The sequence below is a fragment of the Pseudomonas sp. AU11447 genome (assembly GCF_001672555.2).
GTDB classification, from domain to species: Bacteria; Pseudomonadota; Gammaproteobacteria; order Pseudomonadales; family Pseudomonadaceae; genus Pseudomonas; species Pseudomonas nitroreducens.
In genome coordinates, this window is record NZ_LZDG02000018.1 from 73,887 (window position 1) to 96,611 (window position 22,725).

A 22,725-nucleotide genomic window follows, 5' to 3' on the forward strand; every position below is an offset into this window, starting at 1 on the left:
GTCGGTAATTGGTCTGCGCGAATGGATCGCCCTGCCCGAACTGGGCATGGTCGGCCTGCGCGCGAAGATCGACACCGGCGCCAGCACTTCCACCCTGCATGCCAGCGACATCGTGCCGTTCCAGCGTGGCGGCCAGGACTGGGTACGCTTCATCGCCCACCTGGGCACCCAGGTGCAGCGCCGCCACCGCTGCGAAGCACCGGTGGTGACGATGAAGACCATCAAGAGCTCCAACGGCCAGGCCCAGACCCGCTACGTGATCCGTACATTGCTGGCCCTCGGTGATCGCGCCTGGTCGGTGGAGTTCACCCTGGCCTGCCGCAAGACCATGCGCTACCGCGTGCTGCTAGGCTCCAAGGCGCTGGTCCACGGCCAGCTCGTGGTCAACCCCGGCCTCACCTACGTACAAGACAAACCCCTCATCATGGTTCCCGCCGCCCTTCCAGGTGATCAATGAAAATTGCTGTGCTGTCGCGCAATCCGCGCCTGTATTCCACCCGTCGGCTGGTGGAGGCCGGGCAGCAACGCGGCCACGAGATGGTGGTGATCGACACCCTCCGCGCCTACATGAACATCGCCAGCCACAAGCCGCAGATCCACTACCGCGGCAAGCCGCTGGAGGGTTTCGACGCGGTAATCCCGCGCATCGGCGCCTCGGTCACCTTCTACGGCTGCGCGGTGCTGCGCCAGTTCGAGATGATGGGGGTATTCCCGCTCAACGAATCCGTAGCCATCGCCCGCTCCCGCGACAAGCTGCGTTCGCTGCAGTTGCTCTCGCGCAAGGGCATCGGCCTGCCGGTGACCGGCTTCGCCCATTCCCCCGATGACGTGCCGGACCTGATCGAGATGGTCGGCGGCGCACCGCTGGTGATCAAGCTGCTCGAAGGCACCCAGGGCATCGGCGTAGTGCTCTGCGAGACGGAAAAGGCCGCCGAATCCGTGCTGGAGGCCTTCATGGGGCTCAAGCACAACATCATGGTGCAGGAATACATCAAGGAAGCCGGCGGCGCCGACATCCGCTGCTTCGTGGTGGGCGACAAGGTGATCGCCTCGATGAAGCGCCAGGCGGCGGCCGGCGAGTTCCGCTCAAATCTGCACCGCGGCGGGAGCGCCAGCCTGATCAAGATCACCCCGGAAGAGCGCATGACCGCCATCCGCGCCGCCAAGGTGATGGGCCTGCACGTGGCTGGCGTCGACATCCTGCGCTCCAACCATGGGCCGCTGGTGATGGAGGTGAACTCCTCGCCGGGTCTGGAAGGCATCGAGACCACCACCGGCAAGGACATTGCCGGGGTCATCATCGAGTACCTGGAGAAGAATGGCGGGCCGCATCTGGCGCGGACCAAGGGCAAGGGGTGAGCCGGGGCTTTCGCGACGCCTGCGTTGCGCCGGCGAACGCCAGGACAAGGATGGCCTGGCAGGGGCCCAGAGAAGCACATAGTCACGACAGGGATGCCAGGAACAAGATCCCATGAAGTTCATCAGCACAACATGGGGCTTCCTCCTCACCCCAGCCCTCTCCCACAGGGAGAGGGGGCCGTCCGTGCCGGCTGACATCGCGGCTTAACCCTGCGCAGATCAGTTCCCTCTCCCTCAGGAGCGGGGCGCGTAGCCAGGGTTAGGGTGAGGGGCCGCATGGCAGCCAAATCAGCATGAAGCACCGAGCCCCCGAAGTTCCAGCCCCAAGCTTCATTGCCCCACGGAACCCTTCGCGAGCAAGCTCGTTCCTACAAGCTCTCCTGCAGTAACCGGATGACAGACATGCCCGCTTCCCGCCCCCACACCGAACTCAAATGGTCGCCCATCGAAGACCCCGTCGCGCTGGTCGCGCCGGCCTCCGCCATCGCTGAGGAAGTGCTGGAAGCGACTCTGCGCCAGTTGGAGGTGCAGGGCATCGACTACCACCTGGGCGAACACGCCGACGCACGCTACCGCTACCTGGCCGGCACGCCGGAGCAACGCCTGGAAGACTTCCACGCCGCCTTCGAACTGGATGGCGTCAGCGCCGTCTGGTGCCTGCGCGGCGGCTATGGTTGTGGACAACTCATCCCCCAGCTGGACTGGCAGCGCATCCAGGCCGCCTCGCCGCGCCCGCTGATCGGCTTCTCGGACATTTCCATCCTGCTCAGCGCCTTCCACCGCCAGGGCCTGCCGGCGATCCACGGGATGGTCGCCACCGGGCTCGGCCTGCAGCCGCTGAGCGCCCCCAATGAACAGCGCGAACGCCTGGCATCGCTGGCATCGATCAGCCACGTACTGGCGGGCGGCCCCGGCAAGCTGGCGGTTCAGCACCTCGCCGGGCCGAAACTCGCCGTAGAGGGCGAATTGATCGGCGGCAACCTCACCGCACTGGCTTGCATGGCCGGCACCGCTGGCGCGCTGTACGTGCCGGACGGCGCGATCCTGATCCTCGAGGACGTCGGCGAGCCCTACTACCGCATCGAGCGCAGCCTCTGGCAGCTACTCAACAGCCTGAACGGCGCGCGCCTGGGCGCGATCTGCCTCGGCACCTTCACCGATTGTCCGCGCAAGGGCGTGGCCCACAGCCTGGAGGAGATCTTCGCCGAGTACGCCGCGACGCTGGGTGTCCCGCTCTATCACGGCCTGCCCAGCGGCCACGGCGCACACAACCGCGCCTGGCCCTATGGGCGCCGGGCGGTGCTGGAAGGAAAGTCCCTGCGCTGGGATTAAAGTCTGTTCACGATCTCGCGAGCTAGAGCAGAACAAGGCGACGACAGCTGAGAAAGCGGGGTTGACGGCAGTCAACGAGCACTTCTCGGCTGGCCTCAACGCCGTTATGCCGACGCGCAGCAGATCGCAAGCAGGCTCTTAATGCGCGTCGCGCGGCAGCAGCAGGCCCAGCGGCAGGCAGACACGCGCCTCCACCCCGCCACCCTCGCGGTTGCGCAGCTCGATGCTGCCGCCGTGCTGTTCGGCGATACGCTTGACGATGGCCAGCCCCAGGCCGGTGCCCTTGCCGCCGCGTGCCTTATCGCCGCGGAAGAAGGGGTTGAAGATGTTGTCCAGTTCCTGCGGATCGACGCCCGCGCCCCGGTCCAGCACGCTGAGCACCACATAGGGCGCGCCGCCGCCGCCGGCGACATGGGCCGCCACTTCGACCTTGCCGCCGCCGTGGTTGAGGCCGTTTTCGATCAGGTTGCCCAGCAGGCGCTTGATCGAGACGCGGCGGAAGCGGAACAGCGGCAGCGTCTCCAGGCACAACCGCACGCGGTTGCCGGTCTGGTTGAAGGCATCGGCCACCTCGCGGATGAGGTCGGCGAGGTCGCCCTCTTCCACTGATTCGTCGCGGCCGTCACGGATGAAGGCGAGGAACTGATCGAGGATCGCGTCCATGTCCTCGATGTCGCGGACCATGTCCTCGACCATCTCGCGGTCACTTTCCGGCATCAGCTCCAGTGACAGGCGCAAACGCGTCAGCGGCGTGCGCAGATCATGGGACACACCGGCCAGCATCAGCTCACGCTCTCTTCCCGCCTGCTCGACGTCATCGGCCATCTGGTTGAAGGCACGATACACCTCGGCCATCTCGCTGGGCGTTTCCGCCCCCAATGGCAGGCGCACGCTGCGCCCCTTGCCGAACTCGCGGGAGGCGAACACCAGGCGCTTGAGCGGCTGGCTGAGCAGGCGCACGAAAATCCAGGCGGCAGCCGTGGACAGCAGGCCAATGCCCAGGAACCAACCCAGCACGCTCCAGATCTGCTGGCCACGCAGCGGGTGCGGATAGAGCGGCACGCCGATCCAGCCGTCACCCAGGGTCGGCGCACGCACCCAGAGCATCGACGGATGATGGATACGCAGGCGCGTCTCGGTATCGATGCCCAGTTCCATGCGCATCTGCCGCTGGAAGATTTCCGTGTACGGCCAGTGCACTTCCTCCGGCTGCCCCTGCTCGTGGGGCGCCCACTTCAGCCCGGCGGACTGGGCGATGGCCTCGCGCGATTTCTCGTCGGCCGCCCAGTAGGCGCGCACGGTGAGCGCCGCGCCATGGCTGTACTGGCGGTCGACCAGCATGTCTTCGTTCATCAGCAGGTAGACCAGGGTCAGCGCCTTGGAGAACAGCACGACGATGAGCACCAGCCAGAGGGTGCGGGCGAAGAAGCTTTGCGGGAACCAGAGGGGTGTTTTCAAGAACGGACTACCAGGGAACACGAATTGTAGGAGCGAGCTTGCTCGCGAACCCGCATCGGCGCGAGGCATTGTTCGCGAGCAAGAACGAGGGCGTCCCCCTCGCTCCTACAGGTTGAATCACTTGCGCGCGGAGCCATCCGGCACGAATACGTAGCCCACGCCCCAGACGGTCTGGATGTAGCGCGGCTTCGACGGATCGGGCTCGATCAGCCGGCGCAGGCGGGAAATCTGCACGTCGATGGAGCGCTCCAGGGCGTCCCATTCGCGGCCGCGGGCCAGGTTCATCAGCTTGTCACGGGTCAGCGGCTCGCGGGCATGTTGTACCAGGGCCTTGAGCACGGCGAACTCACCGGTGGTGAGCATGTGCACTTCCTCGCCCTTCTTCAGCTCGCGGGTCGCCAGGTGCAATTCGTAGTCGCCGAAGGTGACGATCTCGTCCTCACCCGCCGGCGCGCCCGGCACCAGCGGCGCCTGGCGGCGCAGCACGGCCTTGATCCGCGCCAGCAATTCGCGCGGGTTGAATGGCTTGGCCAGGTAATCGTCGGCGCCCTGTTCCAGGCCCGAGATACGGCTCGACTCATCGCCCTTGGCGGTGAGCATGATGATCGGGATCTGGTTGTTCGACTCGCGCAGGCGCTTGCACGCCGAGAGGCCATCCTCGCCCGGCATCATCAGGTCCAGCACCACCAGCTGGAACAGCTCGCGGGCCAGCAGACGGTCCATCTGCTCGGTGTTTTCGACGGCGCGGACACGGTAACCCTGCTCATCGAGGAAGCGTTCCAGCAGACGGCGCAGGCGCGCGTCGTCATCGACCACGAGGATCTTTTCGCCTTCGGGCAGGGTGGCAGCGTTGCTCATGGAAACTCCCAGAATCTGATTCGGCGGGCATTATCGCCCAGCAGCCGCGCATCACGGCTTGTCCATTGTTAGCAGATTTTTCCCCGACCAGCCGCCCACCCGGTGAAATTGTCGTGGGTATAATGCGGCGCTTTTGCGGCGGGGCGTTGTCACAGAGCCTGTCGTGAGGCCGGGAACCCCGGTCCTGACGTCCCGTAATTCGATTGTTTTGTCAGGTGGATTCATGGACAGCATCAACACCCGTATCGCCGAAGAGCTTTCCGCACTGCCCTCCGGCCGCGTTCAACCGCAGCAAGTCGCCGCTGCCGTCGCCCTGCTCGACGAAGGCTCCACCGTCCCCTTCATCGCCCGCTACCGGAAAGAAGTCACCGGCAGCCTGGATGACACCCAGCTGCGCATGCTCGAAGAGCGCCTGCGCTACCTGCGCGAACTGGACGAGCGCCGTGGCGCGATTCTCGCCAGCATCGAGGAACAGGGCAAGCTGACCCCGGAACTGGCCCGTGAGATCAACCTGGCCGACACCAAGACCCGCCTCGAAGACCTCTACCTGCCCTATAAGCAGAAGCGCCGCACCAAGGGCCAGATCGCCCTGGAAGCCGGCCTGGGCGAACTGGCCGACGCGCTGTTCGCCGACCCGAGCCTGACCCCGGAAACCGAGGCCGCGCGCTTCGTCGATGCCGAGAAGGGCTTCGCCGACACCAAGGCCGTGCTCGAGGGCGCCAAGTACATCCTTATGGAACGCTTCGCCGAGGACGCCACGCTGCTCGACCGCCTGCGCAGCTTCCTCAAGGACAACGCCACCCTGACCGCGCGCATGGTGCCGGGCAAGGAAACCGAAGGCGCCAAGTTCAGCGACTACTTCGAGCACGACGAACCGCTGAAGAACGCCCCGTCGCACCGTGCACTGGCGATCTTCCGTGGCCGCAACGAGGGCATCCTCAGCGTCGCCCTGAAGGTCGGCGAAGAGCTGCCGGGCACCTCCCACCCTTGCGAGATCATGATTGGCGAGCGCTTCGGCATCGCCAACCAGGGCCGCGCAGCAGACAAGTGGCTCTCCGAAGTGGTGCGCTGGACCTGGAAGGTCAAGCTCTACACCCACCTGGAAACCGACCTGCTGGGCGAGCTGCGCGAAGGCGCCGACCTCGAGGCGATCAACGTCTTCGCCCGCAACCTGCACGACCTGCTGCTGGCCGCCCCGGCCGGCCCGCGCGCCACCCTGGGCCTGGACCCGGGCCTGCGCACCGGCGTGAAGGTCGCCGTGGTCGATGCCACCGGCAAGCTGCTGGACACCGCCACCGTCTACCCGCACGTGCCGAAGAACCAGTGGGACCAGACCATCGCCGTGCTCGCCGCACTGTGCGCCAAGCACCAGGTGGAGCTGATCGCCATTGGCAACGGCACTGCCAGCCGCGAAACCGACAAGCTGGCCGCCGAATTGATCAAGAAATACCCAGCCCTCAAGTGCACCAAGATCATGGTCAGCGAGGCCGGCGCTTCGGTGTACTCGGCGTCCGAGCTGGCCGCCAGGGAATTCCCGGAGCTGGACGTATCGCTGCGCGGCGCCGTCTCCATCGCACGCCGCCTGCAGGACCCGCTGGCCGAGTTGGTGAAGATCGAACCGAAGTCCATTGGCGTCGGCCAGTACCAGCACGACGTCTCCCAACTGCAGCTCGCACGCAGCCTGGACGCGGTGGTGGAAGACTGCGTGAACGCCGTCGGCGTGGACGTCAACACCGCTTCCGCCGCCCTGCTGGCGCGCATCTCCGGCCTGAACAGCACCCTGGCGCAGAACATCGTCTCGCACCGCGATGCCAACGGCGCCTTCAAGACCCGCGACGAGCTGAAGAAAGTCAGCCGCCTGGGCGAGAAGACCTTCGAGCAGGCCGCAGGCTTCCTCCGCGTGATGAACGGCGACAACCCGCTGGATGCGTCCGCCGTGCACCCGGAAACCTACCCGCTGGTACAGCGCATCGCCGCCGACACCGGCCGCGACGTGCGCTCGCTGATCGGCGACTCGGGCTTCCTCAAGCGCCTGGACCCGAAGAAGTTCACCGACGAGCAGTTCGGCCTGCCCACCGTCACCGACATCCTCAAGGAACTCGACAAGCCCGGCCGCGACCCGCGCCCGGAGTTCAAGACCGCCGAGTTCCAGGAAGGCGTCGAGAGCCTGAAGGACCTCACCCCCGGCATGGTGCTCGAAGGCGTGGTGACCAACGTCACCAACTTCGGCGCCTTCGTCGACATCGGCGTCCACCAGGACGGCCTGGTGCACATCTCCGCGCTGTCGGAGAAGTTCGTCAAGGACCCGTACGAAGTGGTCAAGGCCGGTGACATCGTCAAGGTCAAGGTCATGGAAGTGGACATCCCGCGCAACCGCGTCGGCCTGTCCATGCGCATGAGCGACACCCCCGGCGAGAAGGTCGACGGCCCGCGTGGCGGCGGCCGGCCCGGCAACGGCGCGCCGCGTGGCGAGCGCAGCGCTCCGCGCCAGCAGGAGAAGGCCCCGGCGAACAATGCCATGGCCTCGCTGTTCGCCAACGCCAAGCAACTGAAGAAGAAGTAAGGAAGGTCCATGAGCGAGATGCCCGCCCGCGAGCTGATGATCAGCCGCTTCAGCGACACCCTTGGCGTACAGCCGATCCGTGTCGCCGACGGCGAAGCCGAGGTGCTGCTGCCGATGGCCGAGCACCTGCGCAATCGCGGCAACGTCATGCACGGCGGCGCACTCTTCACGCTGATGGACATGACCATGGGCCTGGCCTGCTCCAGCGTCCATGGTTTCGACCGACAGAGCGTCACCCTGGAATGCAAGATCAACTACATCCGCGCGGTCGCCGAGGGCGAAGTGCGCTGTGTGGCGAAGGTCCTGCATGCCGGGCGACGCACGCTGGTAGTGGAAGCCGACATCCACCAGGGCGACAAGCTGGTCGCCAAGGGACAAGGCACCTTCGCCCAGCTGTAATTCGCGCCGCGACAACTGACCTATGCTGTACGCCGGAGCCCCGGATTTGCGGGCGCCGGCACAGCGCCTCGATGAAGCCAGGCGACCACGCCGGTTGTGTTCTCCCCTTGTAGACCGCCCAGTCCACCCCCATAGTGGGGCGATTGCCGTGTGAAGGACTTCCAACTTGAGCGACCAACTTTCCCGCCGCCTGGCCCTGCTGGGCGATGCCGCCAACCTGTCCCTGCTCACCCAGTGCCTGCACGGTATCGAGCGCGAATGCCTGCGCGTCGACGAGCGCGGCAAGCTTGCCCTGACCCCGCATCCGCGCGCCCTGGGCTCGGCGTTGACCAACCCGCAGATCACCACCGACTACTCCGAGTCGCTGCTGGAGTTCATCACGCCGACCTCCACCAGCGTCGAAAAGACCCTGGACGAACTGGGAGAAATCCACCGATTCGCCAGCGGCAAGCTCGACGGCGAATACCTGTGGAGCCCATCCATGCCCTGCGAGCTGCCGGATGAAGAGACCATCCCGATCGCCCGCTACGGCAGCTCGCACATCGGCCGCCTGAAGTACGTCTACCGCAAGGGCCTGGCCCTGCGTTACGGCAAGACCATGCAGTGCATCGCCGGCATCCATTACAACTTCTCCCTGCCCGAGGGCATCTGGGAGCTGCTGCGCCAGGACGAAGGCAGCGAGAAGAGCGCGCGGGACTTCCAGTCGCATCGCTACATCGCGATGATCCGCAACTTCCGCCGCTACAGCTGGCTGCTGATGTACCTGTTCGGCGCCTCTCCGGCGCTGGACGCCGGCTTCCTGCGCGGCCGCCCGCACGGCCTGGAGGCCTTCGACGAGCACACGCTCTACCTGCCCTACGCCACCAGCCTGCGCATGAGCGACCTGGGCTACCAGAACAACGCCCAGGCCGGCCTGACGCCCTGCTACAACGACCTGGACAGCTACATCGACAGCCTGCGCCGCGCGGTGAGCACGCCATACGCGCCGTACGAGAAGGTCGGCACCAAGGTCGATGGCGAGTGGGTGCAGCTCAACACCAACATCCTGCAGATCGAGAACGAGTACTACTCGAGCATCCGCCCGAAACGCGTCACCTACACCGGCGAGCGCCCGATCCAGGCGCTGATGGCCCGTGGCGTGCAGTACGTCGAGGCGCGCTGTCTGGACATCAACCCCTTCCTGCCGCTGGGCATCGACGTCACCGAAGCGCGCTTCCTCGACGCCTTCCTGCTCTACTGCGCGCTGTCCGACAGCCCGCCGCTGGGCGGTTGCGAGTGCGGCGCGGCCACCAGCAACTTCCTCAAGGTGGTCAAGGAAGGTCGTCGCCCCGGCCTGAAGCTGGAGCGCGGTGGCCAGCAGCTTGAGATGAAGGACTGGGCGAACGCCCTGCTCGACGGCATCGCACCGATCATCGAACTGCTCGACCGCGCCAACGGCACGGGCCTGCACGCGCAGAGCCTGGCCGAGCAGCGCGCCAAGGTTGCCGACGCCAGCCTGACGCCGTCGGCGAAGGTCCTGGCGGAGATGCGCGAACGCGGCGAGAGCTTCGAGGCCTTCGCCCTGCGCTACAGCCGCCAGCATGCCGCCACCCTGCAGGGTGAACCGCTGTCGGCCGAGGAGCAGGCGCGCTTCGAGAGCATGGCCAGCGAATCCCTGGCCGAACAGGCGGAGCTGGAGAAGCAGCCCGAAGGCGATTTCGACACCTTCGTCGCCGCGTATCAGGCGAGCATCCTGGGCCTGCTCAGCGTCTGACGGTGCAAGAAATCGCTGACACGCGGCTCATAGAGTTCTGATCGGCAACCTGCGAGGGCGGGGGGAGAATCCTCCCTCCCTGCGGATCGCCCCGGCCCGGCCGGCGCGATCCGCGCAAGACCTCGCAGGAACGCGCGCATGTCCCCCCACTCCCCCTCCTGGACACTCCACCAGCTGGAAGTCGCCTACCGGCAAGGCTACCTGGAAGCGCTGCTCGGCCGCGCCCCGCGCTGTCCGCTGCATGACATTCTGGCGGCCAGCTGGGAAGCCGGCTGGCGCGACGGCGGTGAGCGACTGCGCCAGCGGCAGCAGAAGGAACAGGCCGGGCCCGGCGCAGAGCCAGGCCCGACGTCACGACTGAGCGTGCAGATCAGGCATTCGGTGTCCGGCAACGAGCGGATCTGATCAGAGCGTCTTCTCGAACACCTGGGAATTGCGCTGGTAGTTGTACAGCGACGCCCGCGCCGCCGGCAGGCGCTCCACGCTGCTGGGCTGGAAGCCGCGCTCACGGAACCAGTGGGCCGTGCGGGTGGTGAGCACATAAAGGGTTTTCAGTCCCAGGTTGCGCGCGCGCTGTTCGATGCGCTCCAGCAGGTCGTCGCCGCGTCCGCCGTGGCGGTACTCCGGATTCACCGCCAGGCATGCCAGCTCGCCCGCGTCGGAATCGGCAATGGGATAGAGCGCCGCGCAGGCGATGATCAGCCCTTCGCGCTCGACGATGCTGAACTGCTCGATCTCGCGCTCCAGTACCTCGCGGGAGCGACGTACCAGGATGCCCTGCTCTTCCAGCGGACGGATCAGCTCCAGCAATCCACCCACGTCCTCGATGCCCGCTTCGCGCAGTTGTTCGAACTGTTCCTGCGCCACCAGGGTGCCATTGCCAGTGCGGGTGAACAGCTCGGACAGCAACGAGCCATCCTCGGTGTAGCTGACAATATGGCTGCGCCGCACACCTGCGCGGCAGGCCTGGGCGGCGGCATCGAGCAACTCGCCCTGATAACTCGACCCGAGGCGTTCCAGGTGCGCAGGCACCTGCTGCGGGCGCAACTCGCGCACCAGCTTGCCGGCCTCATCCATCAGGCCGCGCTCGGCCCCATAGAGAATCAGTTTGTCCGCGCCCAGGTCGATGGCCGCGCGCATGGCCACGTCCTCGCAGGCGAGGTTGAAGATTTCCCCGGTGGGTGAGTAACCCAGCGGCGAGAGCAGTACGATGCTGCGCTCGTCGAGCTGGCGATTGATGCCCTTGCGGTCGATCCGGCGGACTTCGCCGGTGTGGTGGTAGTCGATGCCATCGACCACGCCGATCGGCCGTGCGGTGACGAAGTTGCCCGAGGTCACGCGCATGCGCGAGCCCTGCATGGGCGAGGCGGCCATATCCATCGACAAGCGTGCCTCGATGGTGATGCGCAGGCTGCCCACCGCGTCGATCACGCAGCCCAGGGTCGGCGCATCGGTCACCCGCAGGCCGCGATGGAAGCGCGGCGCCAGCCCGTGCTGGGCCAGACGCGCCTCGATCTGCGGACGCGAGCCGTGCACCAGCACCAGGCGTACACCCAGGCTGTGCAGCAGCACCAGGTCGTGGACGATATTGCCGAAATTGGGGTCTTCGACGCCCTCGCCGGGGAGCATCACCACGAAGGTGCAGTCCCGGTGCGAGTTGATGTAGGGCGAGGCGTGGCGCAGCCAGTTGACGTAGTCGTGCATTGCTTGAAAAGCCTGTCGTTCGAGTGGGCGGAAATCTGTCGGATGCGGCCGAAAGGCGGCCAGTGGCGGCGCGGTTATCGTCGTCGCAGGAACATCGACAGGTTTCTCCTCTTGGGTACGTTGGGCCCGCTTTCCGGGCGCTCTACAGGCAACTGCCTATGCAGGGCTCTCTATAGACAGTAATGACGGATCAATCCGCGTAGCAACGCTACGGTCGGCTCGATGCGGTCCAGTTCAAGGTGTTCATCGGGCTGGTGGGCGCAGGCGATGTCGCCGGGGCCCAGCACCAGGGTCTGGCAGCCGAGCTGCTGAAGATACGGTGCTTCGGTGCCAAAGGCTACCGCTTCCGCCGTGTGCCCGGTCAGACTTTCGGCGAGTCGCACCAGCTCACTCTGCGCCGGCTCCTCGAAGGGCGGCACGGCAGGGAAAAGCGGTGCGTAATCGATTTTCACGGCGTGGCGCTCGGCAACCGGCTGCAGCCGCTCGCGAATGCTCTGGCGCAGGGCTTCCGGGGCCATTCCCGGCAGCGGGCGCAGGTCGAATTCCAGGGCGCACTGGCCGCAGATGCGGTTGGGGTTGTCGCCGCCGTGGATGCAGCCCAGGTTGAGCGTCGGCTGCGGCACGCTGAACTGCGGGTTGTTGAACTCCTGCTGCCACTGGCTGCGCAGGCTCTGTAACTCGCCCATCACTGCCTGCATCGCCTCCAGCGCACTGCGTCCCAGGCTCGGGTCGGAGGAATGGCCGCTCTGCCCGAGAATGTCGATGCGCTCCATCATCACACCCTTGTGCAGGCGGATCGGCTTGAGGTTGGTCGGCTCGCCGATCACCGCGGCGCGCCCCAACGGCCGCCCCGCGTCGGCCAGCGCACGGGCACCGGCCATGGAGCTTTCCTCGTCACAGGTGGCGAGGATGATCAGCGGCTGCCTGAACGGCTGCTCCAGCAGCGGCAACAGCGCTTCGATGACCAGGGCGAAGAAGCCCTTCATGTCGCAGGCGCCCAGGCCGAACCAGCGCCCGTCGCGTTCATCCAGGCCCAGCGGGTCGCTTTTCCACAGGGCCTCGTCATAGGGCACGGTATCGGTGTGCCCGGCCAGCACCAGCCCGCCGGGGCCGCTGCCCAGGGTCGCGATCAGGTTGAACTTGCCCGGTGACACCGGCTGCATCTCGCAGGCGAATCCCAGGTCCACCAGCCAGTTGCCGAGCAACTCGACCACCGGGCGATTGGACTGGTCCAGCGCGGGCTGGGTACAGCTGACGGAAGGAACCGCGATCAGCTCGGCAAAGCGTTGTTTCAGGGGCGGCAACGGCATGGCGTCCTCCGAAGATGTGTTCCCACTATGGACCATGCCACGCTACGGTAAAACCTCGCGGCGCCCGGCAGGAATGCCGAAGTCCTGTAGACTGCATGACTTTGAAGTCTTTTTCGCGCCCGTCGTTCCGTCCTTCCTACAGCAGGTCGGGAATCCGGGCGCGGCCGCTCTGACCCGGACCCCCGCCATGCAGAAAGAAACCGAAATCAAACTGCGCGCCAGCCGCGAGACCCTCGAAGCCCTGCGCGAGCATCCCGCACTGAAGAAGCGCAACAAATCCGGCTGGGAGCCCCGCGAGCTGTTCAACCAGTACTACGACACCCCGGGCCGCGACCTGGCCCGCGCCCGCGTGGCGCTGCGCATGCGCAAGGACGGCGAGCAGTTCATCCAGACCCTGAAGACCCGCGGCCAGAGCATCGCCGGCCTGTCCGAGCGTAACGAATGGGACTGGTACCTGGAGAAGAACAAGCTTGATATCAAGAAGCTTGACGACCAGTGCTGGCCAGCCGCCCTGGCGGACCTGGACAAGAAGACCCTGAAGCCGATCTTCAGCACCGACTTCACCCGCCAGCGCGCCGAGATCGCCTGGGGCCGCGGCAAAGCCAAGGTGGTGATCGAGGCCGCGCTGGACCTGGGCAAGGTCGTCGCCGGCAAGCAGGAAGAGGAAATCTGCGAACTGGAGCTGGAACTGCGCCAGGGCGAGCCCGAAGCGCTGCTGGACCTGGCCATCGAACTGGCCGCCGACCTCGCGCTGATGCCCTGCGACATCAGCAAGGCCGAGCGCGGCTACCGCCTGTTCGACCCGGCCAGCTACAGCGTGCAACCCGATACCCAGAAGCTGCTGCATGAAACCCCGCTGGACGGCGCCTTCGCCGCGCTGTCCTGGTCGCTGTTGGGCAGCAGCCAGCGCCTGGCCGAGCAATATCGCTTCAATGGCCACTGGAGCCTGCTGGAAAGCTGGCTGCAGCAACTGGTCGACCTGCGCTCCCTGCTCGGCAGTCTTGGCCAGGCCGTACCGCGCGCCACCACTCGCGAACTGCGTACTGCTCTCGACGCGCTGATCGCCGACTGGCAGCCGCGCCTCGAGCAGGGCCGCCACGACGAAGCCGTGCGCCAACAGATGCCGGCAGTCTTCCGCGAGGAACTGGCGAATGTGCGCTGGGGTCAGTTCTCCCTGAGCGCCTCTCGCTGGCTGCTGGGCAAGGCCTGGACCACCGAGCGCAACGACCGCGCCAATCGCCTGGGCGGCTCCGCCGTCGGCAAGTGGCTGCAGCGCACCCTGGCCGAAGAAGCCCAGGCCATGCCACTGCAACGCGCCCAGCATTTGCCCGAGGTACTCGCCGACCAGCTGCCGCGCCTGCAGCGCATGCTGGTCTGGCTGCGCCTGGCGCGCAGCGTGCTGGAGCTGCCGGAAACCGATCGCCTCTACGGCGAACTGGCCAAGCTGCAGGAGCTGCTCGCCACTCCCGACGCCGAGGGGCGCCTGGATGCCCTCGCGGCCCAGGCCCATACTGTGCTGACCCTCAAGCCGTGGAAGGCGCTTTTGAAATAAGCTGGCCCGGCGACGTCGCGGGCCTGTCGACCCGCCATTGAAGTAGGGAGTCTGCATGTCCGTCTTTGCCCCTTCCGCCCAGGATCGTCCGCTCGACCTGGGCGACATCCTGCGCGAGCTGGTCACCCAGGGCCGGGTCGCCCAGGATGACGCCGAACAGTGCCTGGCGATCCGCCGCAGTGCGGTGAAGAACCAGCAGCACCCACTGGAGTTCCTCGCCGCGCAGCAGGTCGAGGATCGTCAGCGGCCGGGGCGCAAGCTGGACCTGGATGCGCTGGTGAGGTGGCTGGCGGACTTCTCCGGGCAGCCCTACCTGCGTATCGACCCGCTGAAGATCGATGTCGCGGCGGTCACGCCGCTGATGTCGTACGCCTTCGCCCAGCGCCACCATATCCTCGCGGTCGCAGTAGCGCCGGACGAAGTCACCATCGCCAGCGCACAGCCCTTCGTGCACGCCTGGGAGAGCAACCTCACCCACGTCCTCAAGCGCCCGATCAAACGCGTGGTGGCCAACCCCGCGGACATCCAGCGCTTCACCGTCGAGTTCTACCGCCTCGCCAAGTCCGTGACCGGCGCCAGCTCGGCGGACCAGAAGATCAGCGGGGTCGGCAACTTCGAACAGTTGCTCAACCTGGGCGCGAGCGACCAGGAGCCCGATGCCAACGACGCGCACATCGTCACCATCGTCGACTGGCTGTTCCAGTACGCCTTCCAGCAGCGCGCCAGCGATATCCATATCGAACCGCGGCGCGAGCAGGGCACAGTGCGCTTCCGCATCGACGGCGTACTGCACAACGTCTACCAGTTCCCACCGCAGGTCAGCATGGCGGTGGTCAGCCGCCTGAAGTCCCTGGGGCGCATGAACGTCGCCGAGAAGCGCAAGCCGCAGGACGGCCGGGTGAAGACCAAGACGCCGGAAGGCGCCGAGGTGGAGCTGCGCCTGTCGACGCTGCCCACGGCCTTCGGCGAGAAGATGGTGATGCGGATCTTCGACCCCGAGGTGCTGCTCAAGAGCTTCGATCAGCTCGGCTTCTCCCCCGACGACCTGCGCCGCTGGGAGAGCATGACCAGCCAGCCCAATGGCATCATCCTGGTCACCGGGCCCACCGGTTCGGGCAAGACCACCACGCTCTACACCACGCTCAAGCAGCTTGCCACGGATGAAGTGAACCTCTGCACCATCGAGGACCCGATCGAGATGATCGAGCCCTCGTTCAACCAGATGCAGGTGCAGCACAACATCGACCTGACCTTCGCCAGCGGCGTGCGCGCCCTGCTGCGGCAGGACCCGGACATCATCATGGTCGGCGAGATCCGCGACCTGGAGACCGCCGAGATGGCGATCCAGGCGGCGCTCACCGGCCACCTGGTGCTCTCCACGCTGCACACCAACGACTCGCCCACCGCCATCACCCGCCTGCTGGAACTGGGCGTGCCCTACTACCTGATCCGCGCCACCGTGCTCGGCGTCATGGCCCAGCGCCTGGTGCGCACGCTCTGCCCGCACTGCAAGGCGCCGATGGAGCTGCACGAGGAAGACTGGCAGGAAGTCACCCGCCCGTGGAACGCTCCGCTGCCCACCGGTGCGCAGCAGGCCGTCGGCTGCCTGGAATGCCGCGACACCGGCTACCGCGGACGCGCCGGCGTGTACGAGATCATGCTGCTGACGGAGTCGCTGAAGGAGCTGATCACCGCTGACACCGACCTCATCCCGCTGCGCCGCCAGGCCTTCAAGGAAGGCATGCGCAGCCTGCGGCTGTCCGGCGCGCAGAAGGTTGCGGCGGGCCTGACGACCATCGAGGAAGTCATGCGGGTGACCCCGCAGAGCGAGCAGAAATAGCCCCTCTGGACGCCACCCAGCCTCAGCCTTGAGCCCGCGCAGGGTCCATGGCCATCTCCAGCAGACGACGATAGGCGCTGACCCCGCTGCGGGTGTCAAAGCGCTGCGCAGTGAGACGGGCCATCTGGCGCAAGCCGGCATGCGCCGACGGATTGTGCAGGACCTCGAGCACTCGCTCGGCCAGGTCGTCGACGGCGAAGAAGTCCACCAGATAGCCATTCTCGCGATCGCGAACCACCTCGCGGACCGGTGCCGTGTCGGAAGCGACCAGCAGGCAGCCGCACGCCATGGCCTCGAGCATCGACCACGACAGGACGAAGGGGTAGGTCAGGTAGACGTGTGCACAGGAAACCTGCAGCGCTTTCACATAGGTGGCATAGGGAACCTTGCCAAGGAAGTGCACGCGTGAGCGGTCCAGCCTCACCTCCTCGAGCATGCGCGTGCGCCAGTTGGGCGCCCCCTGGGGAGGCATTCCGTAGCTCACCTCGTCGCCCCCCAGTATCAGGACCTGTGCCCGCGGGTGGCGGTCGAGAATCTGCGGCAACGCGCGCATGAAGATGTGGAAGCCCCGATAGGGTTCCAGATTGCGGGCCACGTAAGTCACCACGGGATCGCCAGCCCTGAGCACCTGCCCGGAGGGTAGGCGCAAGGAACCTCGCGGGTCCGGGCGCAGCATATCGAGGGGAATACCTTCGTGAGCCACCTGGATTTTCTCCCGGTATGCCAGCGGATGCAGGCCGCGCTGCCACGGGGTGGGACTGATGCCCAGGTCGCAATGCTCCAGGTTCAGCAGGTGCAGGGCATTGCGCGTCCGGCTGCGAGCACACTTGTCGAAACTCGACGGAAACTCCGGGTCGAAGTTGATATCCGCCCCTTCCATGGCGCCGTAGTACTCGCAGAAGTGCACCAGCGGAACATCCGGGTAGACGTCCTTGGCATACAAGGTTTCTCCCCAGCCCGGGTGCGCCAGGATCACGTCCGGGCGATAGCCAGTGCCGCGCAGTTGCAGCAACAGCCTGGCTACCTGCTGACCATGCAGGACGGCATCCTCGACGGTATACAGATAGTGGTGGATCTGCGGGGAAACCGCCCGGCTGGGGCTGTAGCGCAGCGTACGTACCCCCGGCACACCCCGTGCCGTATCACGGGCAATAGCCAGCAGCTGGCAGCGACTGTCCTTGAGCAGACCATGTGCCAGGTGGAGGAACTGGCCAGGAAAGTTCTGGTGGATGAGCAACAATTTCACGACAACACCTGCTCCATGAGTCCCGCACGCCGCGCATCGATGGATAGATTGCGATGGAGCCGGGCGGGACCAACCTCCGCGCTGGTAGGATGATCCGAAGGGTGTGCAGAGTCCGCTGTCCGTGCCGCCGCGCTCAATCAGAAGTCTGGAAGCAGGAGCACGGATATTTCTTAATGCTCCCTCTCACTGGCGAAATCCCGGGAAGTTGCGGGAACTATGCTTATCCAGTCGGCCGGCTCTGCAGCCTTATACTGATGCCCTGCAGCAAACCCGTCCGTCTTGCACCACAAGGAGTTCTTCACATGGAAATCGGCAGTGTTGCCCTGCTCTTCGTCATCCTCGCCATCGTCATCGTCCTCATGGGGTTCAAGGTCGTTCCCCAGGGCTTCGAATGGACCATCGAGCGCTTCGGTCGCTATACCGTCACGCTCAAGCCGGGCCTGAGCATCATCATTCCGGTGGTGGATCGCGTCGGCCAGAAGATCAACATGATGGAACGCGTGCTGGACATCCCGCCGCAGGAAGCGATCAGCGCCGACAACGCCATCGTCGAGATCGACGCGGTGTGCTTCTACCAGGTCGTGGACGCGGCACGCGCCGCTTATGAGGTCAGCGGGCTGGAAAACGCCGTGCGCAACCTGGTGATGACCAACATCCGCACCGTGCTCGGCTCCATGGAGCTGGACCATATGCTCAGCCAGCGCGACTCGATCAACGAGCGCCTGCTGCGCACCGTCGATGAAGCCACCGCGCCCTGGGGCCTGAAAGTCACCCGTATCGAGATCAAGGACATCAGCCCGCCGGCCGACCTGGTGGAAGCGATGAGCGGGCAGATGCGTGCCGAGCGCCTCAAGCGCGCACAGATTCTCGAAGCCGAAGGCAAGCGCGCCGCCGACATTCTTACCGCCGAAGGTGAGAAGCAGGCACAGATCCTCAAGGCCGAAGGCCAGCGCCAGGCTGCCTTCCTCGAAGCCGAGGCCCGCGAGCGCCAGGCCGAGGCCGAAGCCAAGGCGACCCAGGTGGTTTCCGAGGCCATCGCCACCGGCAACGTGCAGGCGATCAACTACTTCGTCGCGCAGAAGTACGTCGACGCACTGGGCAAGCTGGCCAGCTCGAACAACAGCAAGATCGTGCTGATGCCGCTGGAAGCCAGCCAGGTGATCGGCTCGGTCGCCGGCATCGGCGAGATCGTCAAGGCCACCTTCGGCGACACCAAGGGCCGTAGCTGATGGCCGCCTTTCTCCAGAACCTCGGTTTCTGGGACTGGCTGGGCCTGGGCATCGTCCTGCTGATCCTGGAAATCTTCGGCGCCGGCGGCTACCTGCTGTGGATCGGCATCGCCGCCGCGCTCACCGGCGTACTGTCCTTCCTTGTACCGGGGCTCGACTGGGTCTGGCAGTGCCTGGCTTTCGGCGTGCTGGCGATCCTCACCGCGCTGTACTGGTGGAACCACCAGCGCATCAACAAGCGCACGGCCGAACCGTCCAGCCTGAACCGTCGCGGCAGCGAACTGGTGGGCCGACAGTTCGCCCTGCATGACGCCATCGTCGGCGGGCGCGGCAAGGTCCGCGTCGGCGACAGCGTCTGGCTGGTCAGCGGACCGGACCTGCCCGTTGGCGCGCAGGTGCGCGTGACTGGGCAGGATGGTGTTCTGTTGCTGGTGGAACCCGTCTGAGCCAGTGCCTGTAGGAGCGAGCTTGCTCGCGAACCAAACCCCGCAGCGGAGTCTGTTCGCGAGCAAGCTCGCTCCTACAAAGCCCAATGAAAAAGCCCGCCAATCGGCGGGCTTTTTCATTCAGGCAATGCTCAGCTCGCGGCCGGCTGCGCCGGGGCGCGGCGATAGGCCCAGACCATCAGCGCGATGCCGCCCAGGACCATCGGTACGCACAGCACCTGGCCCATGGTCAGCCAGCCCCACGCCAGGTAGCCCAACTGGGCATCCGGCACGCGGACGAACTCGACGATGAAGCGGAAGATGCCGTAGCACAGCACGAACAGGCCAGACACCGAGGCAGTCGGGCGCGGCTTGCGGGTGAACAGCCAGAGCACGACGAACAACGCCACGCCTTCCAGCGCGAACTGGTACAGCTGCGACGGGTGGCGCGGTTCCGGGCCGCCGGTGGGGAAGACCATCGCCCAGGGCACGTCGGTCACCTTGCCCCACAGCTCGCCGTTGATGAAGTTGCCGATGCGCCCGGCGCCCAGGCCGATCGGCACCAGCGGCGCGATCAGGTCCATCAGCTGGAAGAAGCTCTTGTTGTTGCGCTTGCCGAACCACCAGGTGGCCAGCATCACGCCGATCAGCCCGCCGTGGAACGACATGCCGCCCTTCCACACCTCGAAGATCAGCGTCGGGTTGGCGATGTACTCGTCCAGGTTGTAGAACAGCACGTAGCCCAGGCGACCGCCCAGGACCACGCCGCACGCCACCCAGAACACCAGGTCGGAGAGCTTCTCCTTGGTCCAGGTCGGGTCGAACTCCTTCAGTTTGCGCGAGGCCAGCAGCCAGGCGCCGCCGATGCCGATCAGGTACATCAGGCCGTACCAGTGGATTTTCAGCGGCCCGAGCGCTACGGCAACCGGGTCGATCTGTGGATAAGGCAGCATCCGCTTCTCCTAGCAGGAACTCAGATCAGAAAACTCAAACCCACGCTGAACAGCAGCAGGGCAAACAAACGCTTCAGGACCTTGGCCGGCAGGCGATGCGCCAGCCGCGCCCCGATGCGGGCAAAGAACATACTGGTAACGGCGATGCCCAGCAGCGCCGGCAGGTAGACGAAGCCCAGGCTCAGCTCCGGCAGCTTGTCGTTGTGCCAGCCGACGGCGATGAAGGATATCGCGCCAGCGATGGCGATCGGCAGGCCGCACGCCGAAGAAGTCGCAACCGCCTGTTGCATGGAGACGCCACGCCAGGACAGAAACGGCACAGTCAGCGAACCGCCGCCGATGCCGAAGATCGCCGAAGCCCAGCCCACCACGCCGCCCGCCACGCCAAGGCCGAAGCGGCCCGGCAGGTCGCGCTCGCCCTTGGGCTGGAGCCCGAGGGCCATCTGGATCGACACCAGGATGGCGAAGGTACCGATGATCTTCTGCAGCACCGGCCCCTGGATCTTCGACGCGGTCAACGCGCCCAGCGCGCTGCCGACCAGGATACCGACGGTCATCCAGGCGAACACCCGCCAGCGCACGGCGCCACGGCGGTGGTGTTCGAGAATCGAATTGATCGACGTGAAGATGATGGTCGCCAGCGAAGTCCCGACCGCCATCTGGGTCAGCACATCGGGCGAGAAGCCGTGGGCAGTGAAGCTGAACACCAGGGCCGGAACGATGATCAACCCACCGCCGACGCCGAACAGGCCGGCGAGCACGCCAGCACAGGCGCCAAGCACCAGGTAGAGCACGAACTCCATGGGCAACCTCGGGCAACAAAGCGGGCATGGTAGCCGAAGGCTCCAGGGCGCTCCAGCCACTCCGGGACATCGGCGGATGTTGATAGACTGCCGGCACACTACGGAGTTCGACCCATGTGCCTGATCGTCTTCGCCTGGCGCCCCGAGCACGCCACGCCCCTGATCGTCGCGGCCAACCGCGATGAATTCTATGCCCGCCCGACCCTGCCGCTGGCGGCCTGGGAGGAGTATCCCGGCATATATGCCGGCCGCGACCTGGAGGCCGGCGGCACCTGGATGGGAGTGGCCGCGGGTGGGCGATTCGCCGCCCTGACCAACGTGCGCGATCCCGGCCAGCCGATCGGCCCGCGTTCCCGTGGCGAGCTGGTAGCGGATTTCCTGCAAGGCCGGCAGTCGCCGCTGGAATACCTGCAGCAGGTTGCCCGCCGCGCTTCGGACTACAGCGGCTTCAACCTGCTGGTCGGCGACAGTGCGCAACTGTGCTACTTCAATCCCCGCGTCGGCCCGCCTGTGGCGGTGGCTCCGGGGGTGCACGGACTGTCCAATGCAGCGCTGGACACGCCCTGGCCCAAGCTTCTTACCGCGCGTGAGGGTCTGGAGGCAGCGTTGGAGAAGCCTGATACCGGCTCCCTGGTCGCGCTACTGACGGACAATAGCCAGCCCAGTGAAGCCGAGTTGCCGGATACCGGCGTCGGCCTGGCCACCGAGCGCCTGCTGTCCAGCGTGTTCATCGCCAGCCCGAACTACGGCACCCGTGCCAGCACCGCGCTGATCGTCCACGCGGACGGCCGTCGCGAGCTGCTCGAACACAGCTTTGGTCCCAGTGGCGCACGCCTGGGCGAGGTTTCCCTCATCGTCTAGCAGACGACGATACAGTCGCGCTGACGCTTGGCGCGGTAGAGCGCGTCATCCAGGCGGCGCAGCATCGCCATCAGGTCCTCGCCGGGCTGCATCTGGGTCACGGCGAAGCTGGCGGTGAGCTGGGTCGGCAACGAAACATCCGCCCGGCGCAGGCTCAAGCGCAGGCGCTCGGCCAGCTCCCGTGCCGCCTCGGCATCGGTCTCGGGCAGCAGCACGATGAACTCCTCGCCACCCCAGCGGGCAAAGCAATCCTCTTCACGCAGGCGCCGCCGTACCACCTCGGCGACCGCGACGAGCACGCGATCGCCGGCCTGGTGGCCGAGGCTGTCGTTGATGCGCTTGAAGTGGTCGAGGTCGAACATCATCAGCGAACAGCCGTGGCCATGGCGCTGCAAGCGCTGCCATTCGGCGTGCAACTGTTGCTCGAAGCGCCGCCGGTTGGCGATCTGGGTCAGCGGGTCGATCTCGGAAAGGCGCAGCGCCACCGCGGCCTGCTCGGCCAGTGCCTGGTTGGCCTGGCGCAAAGCCTCGGTGCGGGTCTGTACCAGAAACTCCAGGCTCAGGTTGAGCTGGTGCAGTTCGTGGTTCTTGTCCTGCAGCGCCAGCTCCGCCAGCTTGCGTTCGTGGATGTTGCGGTGTGCGCCGATCATCCGCGTTGGCTTGCCGTCCCCGTCGAACTCGAAGAAGCGCCCGTGATCGCTGACCCACAGGTAGCTGCCGTCCAGGCAGCGGCAGCGATACTCCTCGCGGTAGACGCCGCTGCGACCCTGCACGTAGGCATCGAAGGCGAACATGACCCGGCCGAAATCCTCGGGATGGATGATCTCGTGCCAGGTAGCGACGTTTTCCGGGAGGCTGTCGGGGTCGTAGCCGAGCATGGCGTACCAGCTCGGGCTGCGGGTGACGTGGTTGCTGCGGATGTCCCAGTCCCAGATGCCGTCGCTGACGATGCTCAGGGCATAGCGCAGGGTACGGGCGCTGCTATCGGCCTCCGTGCAAGGCGTGACGTCGAGCTCTTCCATAAGCTTCGTCCTGGCCGGCGTGCCGGCCGTGTCATCGTCTGACCTTCCGGAAATGCAC

20 protein-coding genes are annotated in these 22,725 nt (G+C 66.1%); 12 read left to right on the plus strand and 8 right to left on the minus strand.

Translation table 11 applies throughout. The features are described from left to right. Positions 1–13: 13 nt before the first annotated feature. The 3 genes from A6723_RS03920 (at position 14) to A6723_RS03930 (ending at position 2,691) form a co-directional block, all read left to right on the plus strand. Positions 14–457, plus strand: coding sequence for an ATP-dependent zinc protease (locus tag A6723_RS03920; RefSeq protein ID WP_256233677.1), 444 nt, complete (start codon positions 14–16; stop codon positions 455–457). Continuing rightward, on the plus strand, positions 454–1,359 hold the full coding sequence (gene rimK, locus A6723_RS03925) for a 30S ribosomal protein S6--L-glutamate ligase (protein WP_038803545.1): 906 nt from the start codon (positions 454–456) through the stop codon (positions 1,357–1,359). Before A6723_RS03920 ends, rimK begins: the two co-directional genes overlap by 4 nt. 402 nt (positions 1,360–1,761) lie before the next feature. Continuing rightward, the gene (locus A6723_RS03930) at positions 1,762–2,691 is read left to right on the plus strand and encodes an LD-carboxypeptidase (protein WP_054908088.1); all 930 of its coding nucleotides are present in this window, start codon (positions 1,762–1,764) and stop codon (positions 2,689–2,691) included. Between the two features lie 138 nt (positions 2,692–2,829). On the opposite strand, the gene A6723_RS03935 is transcribed toward A6723_RS03930, so the two are convergent. Both A6723_RS03935 and ompR read right to left on the minus strand, forming a co-directional pair. Then, positions 2,830–4,149: an ATP-binding protein gene (locus A6723_RS03935; RefSeq protein WP_054908089.1), complete on the minus strand. Its 1,320-nt coding sequence runs from the start codon at positions 4,147–4,149 to the stop codon at positions 2,830–2,832. A gap of 117 nt (positions 4,150–4,266) precedes the next feature. Continuing rightward, a complete protein-coding gene (gene ompR / locus A6723_RS03940) occupies positions 4,267–5,007 on the minus strand; it encodes a two-component system response regulator OmpR (RefSeq protein ID WP_054908090.1) in 741 nt (246 codons plus the stop codon). Positions 5,008–5,230: 223 nt separating this feature from the next. Between ompR and A6723_RS03945 the strand changes: the two genes are divergently transcribed. From A6723_RS03945 to A6723_RS03960, 4 genes are all read left to right on the plus strand, one after another. Beyond that, positions 5,231–7,570, plus strand: coding sequence for a Tex family protein (locus A6723_RS03945; protein WP_054908091.1), 2,340 nt, complete (start codon positions 5,231–5,233; stop codon positions 7,568–7,570). 36 nt (positions 7,571–7,606) lie between these two features. Further along, a complete protein-coding gene (locus A6723_RS03950) occupies positions 7,607–7,969 on the plus strand; it encodes a PaaI family thioesterase (protein WP_371914040.1) in 363 nt (120 codons plus the stop codon). 166 nt (positions 7,970–8,135) lie between these two features. Continuing rightward, on the plus strand, positions 8,136–9,722 hold the full coding sequence (gene gshA, locus A6723_RS03955) for a glutamate--cysteine ligase (protein WP_054908093.1): 1,587 nt from the start codon (positions 8,136–8,138) through the stop codon (positions 9,720–9,722). A 138-nt stretch (positions 9,723–9,860) separates the two neighbouring features. Then, entirely contained in the window at positions 9,861–10,127 is a 267-nt protein-coding gene (locus tag A6723_RS03960; protein WP_054908094.1) for a hypothetical protein, read from the plus strand. Here the strand turns inward: A6723_RS03960 and argA are convergent, their stop codons facing one another. Beyond that, a complete protein-coding gene (gene argA, locus A6723_RS03965) occupies positions 10,128–11,426 on the minus strand; it encodes an amino-acid N-acetyltransferase (RefSeq protein ID WP_024762181.1) in 1,299 nt (432 codons plus the stop codon). Between the two features lie 170 nt (positions 11,427–11,596). Continuing rightward, entirely contained in the window at positions 11,597–12,736 is a 1,140-nt protein-coding gene (gene argE / locus A6723_RS03970) for an acetylornithine deacetylase (RefSeq protein WP_054908095.1), read from the minus strand. A gap of 187 nt (positions 12,737–12,923) precedes the next feature. Between argE and A6723_RS03975 the strand changes: the two genes are divergently transcribed. After that, positions 12,924–14,288: an inorganic triphosphatase gene (locus A6723_RS03975; RefSeq protein ID WP_054908096.1), complete on the plus strand. Its 1,365-nt coding sequence runs from the start codon at positions 12,924–12,926 to the stop codon at positions 14,286–14,288. Positions 14,289–14,343: 55 nt separating this feature from the next. After that, entirely contained in the window at positions 14,344–16,128 is a 1,785-nt protein-coding gene (locus tag A6723_RS03980) for a GspE/PulE family protein (protein ID WP_065348183.1), read from the plus strand. Between the two features lie 22 nt (positions 16,129–16,150). Here A6723_RS03980 and A6723_RS03985 read toward each other — a convergent pair whose 3' ends face one another. Continuing rightward, complete coding sequence (locus tag A6723_RS03985; RefSeq protein WP_054908100.1) at positions 16,151–17,374, minus strand: glycosyltransferase family 4 protein; 1,224 nt, start codon at positions 17,372–17,374, stop codon at positions 16,151–16,153. A 302-nt stretch (positions 17,375–17,676) separates the two neighbouring features. Here A6723_RS03985 and A6723_RS03990 point away from each other — a divergent pair, with 302 nt between their 5' ends. Together A6723_RS03990 and A6723_RS03995 are read left to right on the plus strand one after the other, a co-directional pair. Beyond that, positions 17,677–18,603, plus strand: coding sequence for an SPFH domain-containing protein (locus tag A6723_RS03990; RefSeq protein WP_054908101.1), 927 nt, complete (start codon positions 17,677–17,679; stop codon positions 18,601–18,603). Continuing rightward, positions 18,603–19,049, plus strand: coding sequence for an NfeD family protein (locus tag A6723_RS03995; RefSeq protein WP_054908102.1), 447 nt, complete (start codon positions 18,603–18,605; stop codon positions 19,047–19,049). Before A6723_RS03990 ends, A6723_RS03995 begins: the two co-directional genes overlap by 1 nt. A gap of 131 nt (positions 19,050–19,180) precedes the next feature. Here the strand turns inward: A6723_RS03995 and lgt are convergent, their stop codons facing one another. Both lgt and A6723_RS04005 read right to left on the minus strand, forming a co-directional pair. Beyond that, a complete protein-coding gene (gene lgt, locus A6723_RS04000; protein ID WP_054908103.1) occupies positions 19,181–19,981 on the minus strand; it encodes a prolipoprotein diacylglyceryl transferase in 801 nt (266 codons plus the stop codon). Positions 19,982–20,001: 20 nt separating this feature from the next. Beyond that, positions 20,002–20,784 (minus strand): sulfite exporter TauE/SafE family protein, encoded by a 783-nt coding sequence (locus A6723_RS04005; protein WP_054908104.1) that lies wholly within the window; start codon positions 20,782–20,784, stop codon positions 20,002–20,004. Positions 20,785–20,898: 114 nt separating this feature from the next. Between A6723_RS04005 and A6723_RS04010 the strand changes: the two genes are divergently transcribed. After that, complete coding sequence (locus tag A6723_RS04010) at positions 20,899–21,645, plus strand: NRDE family protein (RefSeq protein ID WP_054908105.1); 747 nt, start codon at positions 20,899–20,901, stop codon at positions 21,643–21,645. On the opposite strand, the gene A6723_RS04015 is transcribed toward A6723_RS04010, so the two are convergent. Further along, entirely contained in the window at positions 21,642–22,667 is a 1,026-nt protein-coding gene (locus A6723_RS04015) for a sensor domain-containing diguanylate cyclase (RefSeq protein ID WP_054908106.1), read from the minus strand. The genes A6723_RS04010 and A6723_RS04015 overlap by 4 nt on opposite strands. Positions 22,668–22,725: the final 58 nt, after the last annotated feature.